At 30.4% G+C, this 13,824-nt stretch carries 13 protein-coding genes and 1 tRNA gene; 2 read left to right on the plus strand and 12 right to left on the minus strand.

Translation table 11 applies throughout. The features are described 5' to 3' along the window. Positions 1-18: 18 nt before the first annotated feature. The 10 genes from C7N71_RS00105 to C7N71_RS00150 form a co-directional block, all read right to left on the minus strand. On the minus strand, positions 19-732 hold the full coding sequence (locus C7N71_RS00105; protein WP_105987193.1) for a response regulator transcription factor: 714 nt from the start codon (positions 730-732) through the stop codon (positions 19-21). A gap of 20 nt (positions 733-752) precedes the next feature. Then, positions 753-1,460 carry a phosphate signaling complex protein PhoU gene (phoU, locus tag C7N71_RS00110; RefSeq protein ID WP_105987194.1) on the minus strand — a complete coding sequence of 236 codons (708 nt, stop codon included), beginning with the start codon at positions 1,458-1,460 and terminating at the stop codon, positions 753-755. 10 nt (positions 1,461-1,470) lie between these two features. Next, positions 1,471-2,226 (minus strand): phosphate ABC transporter ATP-binding protein PstB, encoded by a 756-nt coding sequence (gene pstB, locus C7N71_RS00115; RefSeq protein WP_105987195.1) that lies wholly within the window; start codon positions 2,224-2,226, stop codon positions 1,471-1,473. Between the two features lie 9 nt (positions 2,227-2,235). After that, a complete protein-coding gene (gene pstB, locus C7N71_RS00120; RefSeq protein ID WP_105987196.1) occupies positions 2,236-3,030 on the minus strand; it encodes a phosphate ABC transporter ATP-binding protein PstB in 795 nt (264 codons plus the stop codon). Positions 3,031-3,043: 13 nt separating this feature from the next. Further along, positions 3,044-3,931 carry a phosphate ABC transporter permease PstA gene (gene pstA, locus C7N71_RS00125; protein ID WP_105987197.1) on the minus strand — a complete coding sequence of 296 codons (888 nt, stop codon included), beginning with the start codon at positions 3,929-3,931 and terminating at the stop codon, positions 3,044-3,046. After that, positions 3,931-4,848 carry a phosphate ABC transporter permease subunit PstC gene (gene pstC / locus C7N71_RS00130; RefSeq protein ID WP_105987198.1) on the minus strand — a complete coding sequence of 306 codons (918 nt, stop codon included), beginning with the start codon at positions 4,846-4,848 and terminating at the stop codon, positions 3,931-3,933. The genes pstA and pstC overlap by 1 nt, the downstream gene beginning before the upstream one ends. Positions 4,849-4,908: 60 nt before the next feature. Continuing rightward, the gene (locus C7N71_RS00135; RefSeq protein WP_105987199.1) at positions 4,909-5,775 is read right to left on the minus strand and encodes a phosphate ABC transporter substrate-binding protein PstS family protein; all 867 of its coding nucleotides are present in this window, start codon (positions 5,773-5,775) and stop codon (positions 4,909-4,911) included. A 159-nt stretch (positions 5,776-5,934) separates the two neighbouring features. After that, a tRNA-Arg gene (locus tag C7N71_RS00140) sits at positions 5,935-6,007 on the minus strand. Positions 6,008-6,056: 49 nt separating this feature from the next. Beyond that, positions 6,057-7,397, minus strand: coding sequence for a DEAD/DEAH box helicase (locus tag C7N71_RS00145; protein WP_105987200.1), 1,341 nt, complete (start codon positions 7,395-7,397; stop codon positions 6,057-6,059). A 68-nt stretch (positions 7,398-7,465) separates the two neighbouring features. After that, positions 7,466-8,026, minus strand: a complete 561-nt coding sequence (locus C7N71_RS00150; protein WP_157944325.1) for a GH25 family lysozyme — start codon at positions 8,024-8,026, stop codon at positions 7,466-7,468. A gap of 380 nt (positions 8,027-8,406) precedes the next feature. On the opposite strand from C7N71_RS00150, the gene gntK reads away from it, so the two are divergent. Together gntK and C7N71_RS00160 are read left to right on the plus strand one after the other, a co-directional pair. Next, the gene (gntK, locus tag C7N71_RS00155) at positions 8,407-9,954 is read left to right on the plus strand and encodes a gluconokinase (protein ID WP_105987202.1); all 1,548 of its coding nucleotides are present in this window, start codon (positions 8,407-8,409) and stop codon (positions 9,952-9,954) included. A gap of 63 nt (positions 9,955-10,017) precedes the next feature. Continuing rightward, positions 10,018-11,346, plus strand: a complete 1,329-nt coding sequence (locus tag C7N71_RS00160) for an APC family permease (RefSeq protein WP_105987203.1) — start codon at positions 10,018-10,020, stop codon at positions 11,344-11,346. Positions 11,347-11,386: 40 nt separating this feature from the next. On the opposite strand, the gene rlmD is transcribed toward C7N71_RS00160, so the two are convergent. After that, positions 11,387-12,754 (minus strand): 23S rRNA (uracil(1939)-C(5))-methyltransferase RlmD, encoded by a 1,368-nt coding sequence (gene rlmD, locus C7N71_RS00165; protein ID WP_105987204.1) that lies wholly within the window; start codon positions 12,752-12,754, stop codon positions 11,387-11,389. Between the two features lie 79 nt (positions 12,755-12,833). Further along, positions 12,834-13,814: a diacylglycerol kinase gene (locus C7N71_RS00170; RefSeq protein ID WP_105987205.1), complete on the minus strand. Its 981-nt coding sequence runs from the start codon at positions 13,812-13,814 to the stop codon at positions 12,834-12,836. Positions 13,815-13,824: the final 10 nt, after the last annotated feature.

The following is a 13,824-nucleotide window of genomic DNA, read 5'->3' on the forward strand; positions in this document are numbered from 1 at the left end:
GGCGCCCTTTTTTCTTTTCTAATTTAAAATATATCCAAATCCTCTAACCGTTTTAATAAAAACATTATTTCCAGGTAATGCCTTTAACTTATCTCTTAAATGACTAACATGCATATCAACGATCCTTGAAGATATAAATAGATCTGTATCGTTCCCATCTTCTCGCCAAACACCTCTAAAAATTTGTTCACGACTTAAAACTTGATCATGATGACGAACCATATAATAAAAAATGTTAAATTCTTTAGGTGTTAAATCCATTTTTTCTCCAAGATATTTAACCTGAAAGTGTTTTAAACTTATTTCAAAATCTTTATAAACATATTTTTTTAAATTATTAAAATTTTCTGAAATTAATCTTTTATATAATTCAATTAGGTTAATAGTTCTTAATAAAATTCTATTTTCGTTCAAAATGTTAGCAATATAATCGTCAATTTTTAAGTCAAAAAGTTTTTGTTCATCTGCTTCAATGTAATTAGCAGAAATAATAATAACGGGATTAGAAAAGTTATTCCTAATCTTACTAATAAATTCTAAATTTGTTTTAAAATCATCTTTAACTGATAAATCATAAATAATGGCAGCATCTTTATCCTTTTTTAAGAATAAATCCAAATCATCAATATCGGGATTACTTAGATTATTAATAAATAAATCCTTATCTGCAGCTGAATGACTGATTTTAGATGACAATTTTAGATTATTAGTAATTAGTAAAATACTATTCATATTGATGTTTCACTTCCCGTTTATTTAATATCTTTTTTGATTTCTTCCGCAATAAGATCTGGTTCTATTTTACCAGGATTAAGCTCAACTATCTTACCAGTTGAATTATAAACAATCCATTCTGATAGGTTTACGATGTGATCTCCTATTCTTTCAAGCAACCTAACAACCATCAAATAGCTGCTAACTAATTCAATTTTATTATTATCTTTTTCAATATCTACAATAATTATATTTTTAGCTAAAACAAATTTTTTATCAATTAATAAATCTTCTTCTGCGATTAAACGGGCAGCTTGTTCATCTTCATGAACATAAGCATCTAATGATGATTCCAACATGCCTCTAATCTTTAAAGACATTTGAGAAATTGCATCATTAACATCATGCATTCTATTTTCAGTCTTTAATCTTAACGTTTCTCTAGCAATTGTAGAAGCATGATCACCAATTCTTTCTAAATCAGAACTAGCCTTTAGTAAAGAAATAACAGCTCTAAAATTATTGGCAACTGGTTGTTTTAAAGCAATCAAATTCAATGACTCTTTTTCTAAGTCAACCTCTTCATCATTAACCTTAGTATCTTTTTCAACAATCTTCCTAGCTAATTTTTTATCATTGTCTATAAAAGATTTAATTGATTGATATATTTGATCACTAACTGTGATTCCCATTTTCATATAGGTACGTTGCAATTTTTTTAGTTCTTTTAAAAATGAATCATTCATAATGATCCTCCTAACCAAATTCACCGTTTAAGTAGTCACTTGTTTTTTTGTTTGAGGGATTTACAAACATCTTTTGAGTGGAATCATACTCAATCAAATCTCCATTCAATAAGAATGCTGTTTTATCAGAAATACGAGAAGCTTGTTGCATATTATGAGTAACCATAATGATTGTAAAATCTTTTTTAAGTCTAACCAATGTATCTTCAATTTTAGAACTAGATATCGGATCAAGAGCACTTGTGGGTTCGTCCATTAAAATAATTTTAGGTTTAACCGCTAATACACGAGCAATACAAATTCTTTGTTGCTGCCCGCCTGAAAAAGACAAAGCACTTTTATTGATGCTATCTTTTACTTCATCCCATACTGCGGCTTCCTTTAAACTTTCTTCTACAATTTTATCAATTTTATGTTTATTCTTCATCCCAGCAAGTTTTAATCCATATGCCACATTATCATAAACAGAAAATGGAAACGGATTTGGTTGCTGAAATACCATGCCAATAGTTTTACGAAGTTCTGTTAAATCTATTGATGGTGAATAAATATCTTTTCCTTCAAATTTAAAACTGCCATTAATAGTTACATTAGGTCGCAAATCATTCATACGATTTAAGCATCTCAGAAATGTAGATTTACCACACCCAGAAGGACCAATTAAAGTAGTGATTTCATTTTCATTGAAATTTAAATCAAATCCATGTAAAGCTTCATTTTTACCATAGTATAAATGTACATTTTTAGTTTGCAAAATACCAGTCATATTATCACCTTATCCAAAATCTCCAGAAATATAGTCTTCAGTTGCCTGAATTTTAGGCGTAGTAAAGATCTTAGCAGTTTTATCGAACTCTAATACATGTCCTGAATGAAAAAAAGCAGTATAATCACTTACTCGAGAAGCTTGTTGCATATTATGAGTAACTATAATGATTGTATACTTAGATTTTAAATTTTTTAAAGTCTCTTCAATTTTAGCAGTTGAAATTGGATCTAAAGCACTAGCAGGTTCATCTAATAATAATATATCAGGTTTCATGGTAATCGTCCTTGCTATACATAATCTTTGTGCTTGTCCCCCAGATAAAGAAAGTGCACTTTTATCTAAATTGTCTTTAACCTCGTCCCACAATGCAGCTTCTTTTAAACTACTTTCAACCCTTTCGTTTAATTCTTCTTTATCTTTAATACCATGTTTTTTAAGTGCAAATGTAACATTATCACGAATAGTTTTTGCAAAAGGATTAGGTCTTTGAAAAACCATTCCGATTTGTTTTCTAACCTCATAAACATTAACTTTTTTACTGTTAATATCAACATCACGATACATAATATTACCGTCAACGTTTGCAATAGAATCATTCATTCGATTAAGGCATCTTAAAAAGGTTGATTTACCCGAACCAGAAGATCCAATTAATGCTGTGATACTAAATCTAGGAAAATCTAAATTAACATTAAAGATAGATTGATGATTACCATAAAAAACATCAACACTATTAGTAACAATTGCTTTTTCATTATCAAACTTAGCAATTAAATTTTCATCTAAATTATATTTTTTCATTATTAACCCTCATTTAAAAATTAGAAGTCATTTTTTTGTATAAAAGATTGCCTATCCAATGTGCTAATAAATTAAATAACAATATTAAAATAATTAAAACTGCTGATGATCCACTAGAAACTAAATTGGCATCTGGAGTTATTCCTTCAGAATTAACCTTCCAAATATGAACAGCTAATGTTTCAGCCGGTCTCATTGGATTTAAAAAACTTGAAGAAGAGAAAACATTCCAATTAGTATAATCAATGATTGGAGCACTTTGACCAGCAGTATAAATTAAAGCAGCTGCTTCTCCGAAAACTCTTCCAGCACTTAAAATAATGCCCGTAATAATTCCAGGAACAGCTGCTGGTAGAATGATACCTGTAATTGTTTTCCACTGTGACAAGCCTAATGACAAACCAGCTTCTCTTTGTAAGTGTGATACAGATTTTAATGAATTTTCAATGTTTCTAGTCAATAAAGGTAGATTAAAAAACGTTAAAGCAATTGCACCTGACAAAATAGAAAATCCAATGTGCATTTGAACTACAAATAATAGATAACAAAATAGTCCAACTACAACCGAAGGTAGCGAACTTAAAACTTCAATTGTGGTTCTAATAACTTCTGTTATCCAATTTTTGGGTGCATATTCAGCTAAATATATTCCCGAGCCCAATGCTATAGGAAAAGAAAGACACAATGTTAAAAATAACAAATAAACAGAATTGAATAATTGGTCTCTAATTCCACCACCGGATAAAAATGATTGTGATTTAGAAGTTAAAAAATGCCATGAAATATGAGGTACACCTGTTACTAAAATATAACCAATCAATGATACTAAAATTGCAACTACGATTGCTACGAATGTATAAATCAATCCAATCGCAATTTTATTTGTTGTTTTTGGATTCATTACTTAATACTACCTCTCTTTCCGATCATCTTTACAATAATATTGAAAACTAATGACATTAACAATAATACTAATGCTAATGACCAAAGAGCATTGTTTCCTAGAGTGCCCATAACAGTATTACCAATCCCTGTCGTTAATTGACTAGTTAAAGTAGATGCTGGTGTAATCAAATTTTTAGGCATTAAAGTAGCATTACCAATAACCATTTGAACAGCTAATGCTTCTCCAAATGCTCTCGCCATACCAAATATGATTGCTGTTAAGATTCCAGAAGTTGCCGCTCTTAATATAACTTTATAAATTGTTTGCCAACGAGTTGCACCTAATGCCAAAGAAGCATCTGATAAATATTTAGGAACTGCATTTAAGCTATCAACAGTTAAAGATGCAATCGTAGGTAATACCATAACGAATAATACTAATGTAGCTGATAAAATTCCAAAACCAGTCCCACCAAATAAATGACGATTAATTGGTACAATGATAGTTAATCCCAAAAATCCATAAACTACTGATGGAATTCCTACTAGCATTTCAATAATTATTTGTAAAAATTTGCGACCTCTTTTAGGAGAAATCACTGACATATATATTCCAATCGCTATAGCAAATGGTGTCGCTAAAATTGCTGATAAAATGGTTATTCCAAATGAAGTAATTATCATGGGCAAGGCCCCAACTTCAGGTTTGCCATCTTTACCAATCGATGAAGGTGACCAATCTTGTTTGGTTAAAAAATCCCAAATATTAACATTATTTTGTGTAAAGGTAGATAAACCCTTTGAAATAATAAAATATAGGATTAAAGAGACTAATAAAATAATAAATCCAATACTAAGATAACTAATACCCTTACCTAATTTGTCTTGTCTAGTCTCTTTGGATGACCTTAATAGTTTTTTCTTTATTTCCATGTTTTATCCTCCATAAACGAAAATGAAAGATTAAATTTCTCCAACATTTTCATTTAAAATTCATTTAACTATTTGGTTATTAGCATCTTTAGTTACTTTCATATTATGAATGCTAATATAACCTAATTTCTTAACTAAATTATTTTGAACCTCTTTTGAGTTTATATAATCTATAAATGTTTTTGTTGATTTATCAATATTTTTATTAGTGTACATATGTTCATATGACCAGATTTTCCACGAATTGTCTTCAACATTTTTATCATTTGGCTTTACATTATCAATTGAAATTGGTTGAAGAGTATTATCATCAATAAATGAAAATGCTAAATAGCTAATTGATCCAGGAGTACTTGAAACAATCTTTTTTACAGTTCCATTGGAGTCTTGTTCTTGTGATTTAATTGCATCTTTTCCTTTTAAAACATCGGCTTCAAATGTTTTTCTAGTGCCGCTTCCTTTAACCCTATTAATTACTTCAATTTGTTGATTTTTTCCACCAACTTGTTTCCAATTGGTTACTTTACCCGTGAAAATATCGCTTAGTTGTTTCATAGATAAATTTTTCACTCCAACAGCTTTATTAACAACTGGGGCCATTCCAACAACAGCTACCTTATGATCAATCATCTTTTTTGCATCAATTCCGTTTTGATTATCAGCAAATACATCAGAATTACCGATTGTTACTGCTTTAGATTGTAGCTGGCTTAAACCGGTTCCTGAGCCACCACCTTGAACATTTATTGATACATTATCAGTATTTTGTTGATATTCATTAGCAGCTTCTTCAACTAAGGGTTGTAAAGCTGTAGAACCTACTGCAGTTATTTTTGACTTGGAACTATTACTACCGCAGGCTGTTAAAGCAAGACCAGATATAATCATAATAGAAATAATGGATATAAACTTTTTAGCATTTAACATAATGAAGCCTCCCATAGGAATTAATCTAAATTACAAATAAAGTATAGCAAGGCTTTGTAAATATAATATGGTTTTTATGTAAAATTATTGTAAATTTATTTACAATAAAAAAAGAGCTGCTCATTTAATAATGAACAGCTCTAAAAGTTAAGTTTAAAATGACCTCACTCGGACTTGAACCGAGATCAGCCGCTTAGGAGGCGGTCGCCCTATCCAGTTGTGCTATGAGGCCATTTGCAACAGTTACAATTGTCGCATTTAATAAACACAAAGTAAAGACACTACTTAGAATTTTTATTATCTAAATTACGCCATCTTTTACGCATACCTTTATTTTTTGTATGCTTATTTTTCTTCTTTCTTTTGTTTTTTAAAGTAGCTGAATTTGATTTCTTAGATGATGATTTAATGGCATTAGCTTTTTTATTGGAATTATTTGGAACATTAACTTCCTGCTTTTGCTGATTTTTCTCAGCAAGTTTCTTCATTTTTTCAGCTTTAATTACTGATTCAGGAATTTTATCGACTAATTTATTTTTCAAGAAGTAAATTGGCTTTAAATCATATTGATAACTTTTAAGTAAGTTTTTCAAATCTCTTAAATCATGATCATCACCGAAATTAATCACTAAACCATTTTCGCCCATACGACCAGTACGACCAACACGATGGATATATTCATTTTCTTGATTGGGTAAATCATAATTAACAACAGCCGGTAATTTAGGAATATCCAAGCCACGTGCAGCTACATCAGTAGTAAACAATAGTTTTACTCGACCTAACCTAAAATCATTCATGGCTTTTTCACGCTTATTTTGATTTTGATCACTGGTTAATTTTGCTACTCCAGTATAATGATTGTGCACAAAGTAACTATATGTTTTATTTAAATCAACAGTTTGATTAAAAAAGACTAAAGCTTTGAAATTAGGTACATGTTGTAATCTGGCAAGCATCTTATTGCGATTTTTTCTTAAAACTTGCATTAATCCATGCTTAACAACACCTTGAGTTTCATCTTCATTTCTAACATCAATTTTTTGAATGTTACGATTGCCAAACCAATGATCCAATTCCTCTAAAATTTCTGTTTCAGTTGCCGAGAAAAATTCTAACTGTAAATCAGACATCATATTATCAACAATTTCACGAACGGTCGTTAAAGTTTCACCTTGTAACAAATCATCAGCTTCATCAATAATAACTGTTTTAAATAAGTGTGTTTTTAATTTTTTGTCATCAATTAAATTGTTTAATCTACCAGCTGTCCCAACAATCACTTCAGGATGCTTTTTTAAACGTTCAGTTTGGCGCTTTATATTAGCTCCACCCGTCAAAGCTAAAACTTTTAATCCTAACAAATTAGCCCAATTTCTAGCAACACGTGCAGTTTGAATTGCAAGTTCTTGAGACGGTTCAATAATCATTAATTGACTACCCTCACCTAAATTTAAATTTAATAAACTGGGCATTAAAAATGCAACCGTTTTTCCTGAACCAGTTGGCGATAATCCCAAAACACTTTTATTTTGTTCAATTAGTGGATAAACTTTTGACTGAATTAAAGTAGGTTTGTCATATCCCAACTTTTTAAAATATCTTTCGAATTTTTCTAACATTTATTTCACCTATATTTTCTTATTAATACTTAATTTTATCAAAAACAATAAATTATTTCATAAAAATTTTAACGATTGCGACTTTTTAATAGATAACGTTCCCAATCTGTATTTTTACCATTAAAAGCTAATTGATTCAATGATATATTAGAGCCATCAAGGTTTATAGAATGATCATAAATTGAAACAAAAGTAGCTTTTGAATTATTTAGATTATTACTTAATAAGCTAGTATATGGATTCTTTTTATGCAAATAATTAAATATATCATTATTACAGTTAATAACTAAGTTTGTATTGTAGTAACGATGTATCATATAAACGAATTTAGATAATTGATCCTTTTGTAAATTATTAAGGGTAGAATTCACAAATACCATCGGTGGAATAGAACCATAATTAGGTCCTACTGCCCTAGTGAAATTCGATAATTGACTTTTAATTTTACTTTGGGTACTAAAAACATGATAAACACCTATTTGCATCCCAGAACCTTGGCTTCGATTAAAATTATTTGAAAAATTATTATCAGTATAAGTCGATCCTTGACTAGCCTTAATATAAACAAATTTTTGATCATTATTAGCTAAAGAAACAAAATCAATGTATCCATCTGATTGACTAACCAAAACTCCGCGAACACTATACTTATTAATTAAATAACTATTATATTGTTTAATTCCAAAATATATAATGAGAAAAACAAGAAGTACTGAAATAATGACAATATATAATTTATAATTTTTAGGTTTATTTTTACTGCTATATAAATCAACTCTACTTTTAATCGATAATCACCTTACTTTATAAACAAGATTACTACATATTTTCTTATAAAACTAGATAAATAGCTTGAATGGAGCTGTTTTTTTCAATATAATGAAAGCGGTAAACAATAACTTAATAATGACTTTTATTTAAAACTTCACTTTATAAATGTTAAATTTAATTTATATTAGTTAGTAAATAAACGATTCTATTCTGTTAATATTGAAAGGAAGTTTAGAAAATGAACTACATCATTGGTGTAGATATTGGTACCACTAGTGTTAAGACACTTTTATATAATACTAATGGACAAGTAGAAGGATATGCAAATAATGGCTATCCTTTATATCAAGATACCCCAGATATGGCTGAAGAAGACCCAGAAGAAATTTTTTCTGCGATGGCTTCTGGAATTACTTCAGTACTAAGAAAAGCTGATTTAAAAAACGGTACATTAAAAGGTGTTTCCTTTTCATGTGCTATGCATAGTTTAATACTATTAGATAAAAATCATAAACCACTTACACGTGCTATTACTTGGGCTGATAATCGTTCCGTTGATTATGCAGATCAATTAAAAGCATCTGGTAAAGCTAAAGAATTATATGAAAGAACTGGTACCCCAGTTCACCCAATGACTCCTTTAACCAAAATTATGTGGTTAAAAGATAACAAAAAAGACTTATATGACAAAACCAGATGGTTTGTCGGCATAAAAGAATATATTTTATATAAATTGTTTGGCGAATTAAAAGAAGATTATTCAATCGCTAATGCAACTGGTATGTTTAATATATTTAATATGGATTGGGATGAAGAAGCGCTAAAACTAACTGGCGTTTCTCGTGACCAATTACCAGAACTAGTAGATACAACCTATCAATTAAGGGGTATGAATAAAGCATATGCTAAAGTTATGGGAATTGATGAAAATGTACCATTTGTAATTGGTGCTTCTGATGGTCCTTTAGCTAACCTAGGTGTAGACGCTATACAACCCGGCGTTGTAGCTGTAACTATTGGTACATCTGGGGCTGTACGTGTTGTCACTGATAAACCTAAGATTGATCCTAAAGGTCGTGTCTTTTGTTATTACTTATCACCTGGTAAATGGGTTGTAGGTGGACCTGTTAACAATGGTGGAATTGTGTTCCGTTGGGTAAAAGATCAATTATGTGCTCCTGAAAAAGTCACTGCTGAACAAATGCACATGGATCCTTATGACTTGTTGACTAAGATTGCAGCTCAAATACCTGCTGGATCAGACGGATTAATTTTTCATCCATATTTGGGTGGTGAAAGAGCTCCTATTTGGGATGCAAATGCTCGTGGATCATTCTTTGGACTGACTAGAATTCATACAAGAGCACACATGATTCGTGCGGCACTTGAAGGGATCGTATATAATTTGTATACTGTAAGTTTAGCTTTGGAAGAAGTTGTCGGCAAACCAACAAGCATTCAAGCTACTGGTGGTTTTGCACGTTCAGAATTATGGCGTCAAATGTTAGCTGATATTTTTGAACAAAACGTTAACATTCCTGAAAGTTTTGAAGGAACTGCCCTAGGTGCAGCAACTCTTGGTATGTATAGTTTAGGAATTATTGATGATTTAGCTAAAGTTAAAGATTTTGTTGGTGTAACTAATGCTCACAAACCAAACCCTGATAATTATGAAGCATATCGCGAATTAGTTCCAATATACATTCGTTTAAGTCGTCAATTACAAAGCGAATATAAAAACATCGCTGAATTCCAGCGTAAACATGATATTGCAAAAGATAAATAATTAAAATTGGTTAGGCTAATTAATGCCTGACCTTTTTTATCAAAAGTTATTGGAGGAAGAAAATTGCAGGAAAATGAATTAAAACGTGGTATTGGGATGATGGCATCACTTGCCACAGTCATGGGAACAGTTATTGGTGGTGGTGTATTCTTCAAAACAGCCAGTGTTGTACAAAGCACTCATTCTTTTACATTAACTATATTAGCGTGGATTATTGGTGGATTATTAACGATTTGTGCTGGTTTGACTGTATCAGAATTAGCAGCAGCAATTCCTAAAACTGGTGGTGCAATTAAATATTTAGATTATACTTACGGACCCTTAACTGGTTTTTCAATGGGATGGGCACAAATATTAGTTTATTATCCAGCTAATATTGCAGCTGAATCGATTGTTTTTTCAACACAAATTATTAATTTATTCCACCTAAATGGTGGCCTATTAAATCCAATTGCTATTGGATGTGCTCTAAGTATACTTATAATTAATTTACTTGGATCAAAGGTAAGTGGAAACGTTCAAACTATTGCATTAATTTTTAAATTAATTCCTATTTTTATTATTGCTATTATTGGACTATTTATTCCAGGAGAAGTTAATGTATCATTATTCCCAATTTCCCCTATTAATCATGATAATTTATGGACAGCATTTGGTACTGGTTTATTAGCTACTATGTTTGCTTATGATGGATGGATTGGCGTTTGTGATGTTGCTGGAGAAATTAAAAATCCTAAAAAGAATTTACCCAAAGCAATTATATTAGGACTAAGCTTCATTACAATTATTTATACATTAATTAATGTGGTATTTCTTAAAACATTGCCAATTGACCAAATTGCAGGTAATCAAAACACTGCATCAGAAGCAGCCATTAAATTATTTGGTGATTTAGGAGGAAAATTAGTTACTATTGGGATTTTAGTATCTGTTTATGGATCCTTAAATGGATATACTTTAAGTGGTATGAGGATCCCATATGCAATGGGTAAAAGCAAATCATTACCTTTTAGTAATGCATTTACAAAGTTAACCAAAAAAACATTAGTTCCATATGTAGCTGGACTTTTCCAACTATTTATTGCTATTTTAATGATATTTGCAGGTAGTTTCGATTTACTAACTGATATGTTGGTATTTGTTATGTGGATATTTAACTGTCTATTATTCATCGCTGTATTTAGATTACGTCGAAAAGAGCCAGAGATGATTAGGCCATATAAAGTTCCTTGGTACCCAATCATCCCAATCATTGCACTAGTCGGTGGAATCTTCATATTATTTGAAACCATAATATCTCAAACTGGTTTAGCATTAATTGGTATATTACTAACTGTATTAGGAATTCCAGTTTATTATTTACAACAAAGACATTTAAAAAATAATGGTTAAATAAAAAAGCTTGAAGAAAATTATTCTTCAAGCTTTTTTATTAATTCTTTTCAAAAACTGTTACTGATTCAATATGAACGGTTTGTGGAAATTGATCCACTGGTTGAATTGGTTGATTAATTTCATATCCGTATTCAGCAAGTCTTCTTGCATCACGTACCAACGTTGATGGATTACATGATACATAAACAATTCTCTTTGGTGCAACTTTAACTGCACTTTCTATAAAAGATGATGCAAGTCCCTTACGTGGTGGATCAACAACAATAACATCTGATTTTAGTCCTTGTGATTGCCATTTTTCCATTTGTTCTTCAGCTTTACCGGTAACAAACTTAGCGTTGTTTATATGATTCTTTTGAGCATTAATTTTAGCGTCTTCAATTGCATCTTTAACAATTTCTACACCATATACTTTTTTTGCTTTTTTGGCCATTGCTAATGAAATTGTACCGATTCCACAATAAGCATCAATAACGTTTTGGTTACCATTCAATTGTGCTTTTTCTACCGCTAATGAGTACAATTTTTCAGTTTGTGTTGGATTAACTTGATAGAAAGAAGTTAGTGAAATGTAGAATTTCAATCCTAATAATTGATCTTCAATGTGGGAATTACCATATAAACAAATAGTTTTCTTACCCATTAAAGCATTACCATCTGTTAAGTTAATATTTTGCATGATACTTTTTACTTCTGGTAATGCTTTGGAAATTTCACTAGTAATCATATCTGCCATTGGTAACTTTTTAGTACGAGTAATCAAACCAATCATCATTTCATGACTATAATGTCCACGTCTAACCATAATATTTCTGATAACACCACTATGATTAATTTCATCATAAGGAGCAACATGATATTTTCTAAGTATGTCTCTTACGACAACAATTGCTTTATCAATTTCTGGATCTTGAATATAGAAATCTTCAATAGGAACTAAATCATGTGAGTGTTTACGATAAAAACCGGTCTCCAATTTACCATTAATTTTTTTAACCGGAATTTGAGCTTTATTACGATAATGACTAGGATTTTCCATCCCCATTGTAGGTAATACATCAACATTCATTTTAGCTTTATTAAAAAGTTCTTGAATCTGACTTTGTTTAAATTTTAATTGTGCATCATATTTTAAATGCTGAAGAGGTGCAATTCCTGTGCGAGTATAATCTTTATCAACACTTTCAACACGATTTTTAGACTTAGTGATCAGCTTAACTAATTTACCAAATCCAAAATTCTTATTAATTTTAATAACTTTAATTGTAGCTTCTTCACCTGGTAATGTATCTTCAATAAAAATTGAAAAGTCATTGATTTTAGCTACGCCCATACCTTGATAAGTAAGGTCGATGATTTTAACATCGTACATTTCATTTTTTTCAACTGGTGCTGTAATTTTCATATTTTCCCCTTAATAAATAAAAAAGTTCTGTTGTACCTTCATAATATAATACAACAAAACTTTTAATTTTTAAAATTAATTAAGATAATTTATCAACTTTATCAACAAATTTTTTTTCAGCTTTAACTTCATCATAACTAATTGATTTAGTAGGCATTTCATCCATATTTGCATAAAATTCAATATGTTGTTTTAGATTCTTAAAGGTCATAGGAGCATCGCCACCATACTCACCGTCTAAATTAATTTGCATTTTGTCCATAATTGGATTAGCAATTAATTTACTTGTTTTTTTATATATTATTCTTGGATCATTTATATGACGACCACCACTAATAACCTTTGCCAACAATTGAACGATTTCTACAATATTACTAGTTTTTACAATAATCATTGTAAAATTACCGTCGTCTAATCTAGCATCAGGAACAATTTGTTCTAAACCACCAATAGAATTAGTCATCGCTAACAAAAACATTGATGCCTTGCCTTGAAAATGACCACCGTCATATTCTAAATCCATATCAATTGGTTTAATACGTGGCAGTAATTCAGCTCCTCTAACTAAATATGCTAAATAACCAAAAATAGTTTTTAATTCAGATGGAACATCATAAGTTAGTTCGGTTAACAAACCACCACCAGCAATATTTATAAAATATTTGTTGGCAGCTTTACCAATATCCATCTTAAAACTTTGATGTTTTAAAACAACTTTAGCAGCAGCGACAGGATTTTCTCTAGGAATATGCAATGCTCTAGCAAAATCATTAGTTGTTCCAGCAGGAATAATTGCTAGTTTAGGTCGCTTCTCAAGTGGTGCAATCCCATTAACAACCTCATTAATAGTTCCATCACCACCTGCAGCAACTACCAAATCAAAACCATCTAAACTAGCTCGCTTAGCTTCTTCTCTGGCTGAAAAAGGTTTAGGAGTTGTTGCGTATGCACTAGTTTCAAAACCAGCTTTTTCAAAAACACCGAGAATATCAATCATATTCTGTTTTAAAGCTTCCCGCCCAGATGTTGGATTGTATATTACACGTGCTCGCTTTCGCATTATAATTCCC

Origin of the sequence: Apilactobacillus timberlakei (assembly GCF_002993965.1) — a bacterium.
GTDB lineage: Bacteria > Bacillota > Bacilli > Lactobacillales > Lactobacillaceae > Apilactobacillus > Apilactobacillus timberlakei.

Bases quoted from the DNA above. Each gene is read 5' to 3' on its own strand.
- C7N71_RS00105 (WP_105987193.1), bottom strand. From the start codon at position 732: ATGAATAGTATTTTACTAATTACTAATAATCTAAAATTGTCATCTAAA.
- phoU (WP_105987194.1), bottom strand. From the start codon at position 1,460: ATGAATGATTCATTTTTAAAAGAACTAAAAAAATTGCAACGTACCTAT.
- pstB (WP_105987195.1), bottom strand. From the start codon at position 2,226: ATGACTGGTATTTTGCAAACTAAAAATGTACATTTATACTATGGTAAA.
- pstB (WP_105987196.1), bottom strand. From the start codon at position 3,030: ATGAAAAAATATAATTTAGATGAAAATTTAATTGCTAAGTTTGATAAT.
- pstA (WP_105987197.1), bottom strand. From the start codon at position 3,931: ATGAATCCAAAAACAACAAATAAAATTGCGATTGGATTGATTTATACA.
- pstC (WP_105987198.1), bottom strand. From the start codon at position 4,848: ATGGAAATAAAGAAAAAACTATTAAGGTCATCCAAAGAGACTAGACAA.
- C7N71_RS00135 (WP_105987199.1), bottom strand. From the start codon at position 5,775: ATGTTAAATGCTAAAAAGTTTATATCCATTATTTCTATTATGATTATA.
- C7N71_RS00145 (WP_105987200.1), bottom strand. From the start codon at position 7,397: ATGTTAGAAAAATTCGAAAGATATTTTAAAAAGTTGGGATATGACAAA.
- gntK (WP_105987202.1), top strand. From the start codon at position 8,407: ATGAACTACATCATTGGTGTAGATATTGGTACCACTAGTGTTAAGACA.
- rlmD (WP_105987204.1), bottom strand. From the start codon at position 12,754: ATGAAAATTACAGCACCAGTTGAAAAAAATGAAATGTACGATGTTAAA.
- C7N71_RS00170 (WP_105987205.1), bottom strand. From the start codon at position 13,814: ATGCGAAAGCGAGCACGTGTAATATACAATCCAACATCTGGGCGGGAA.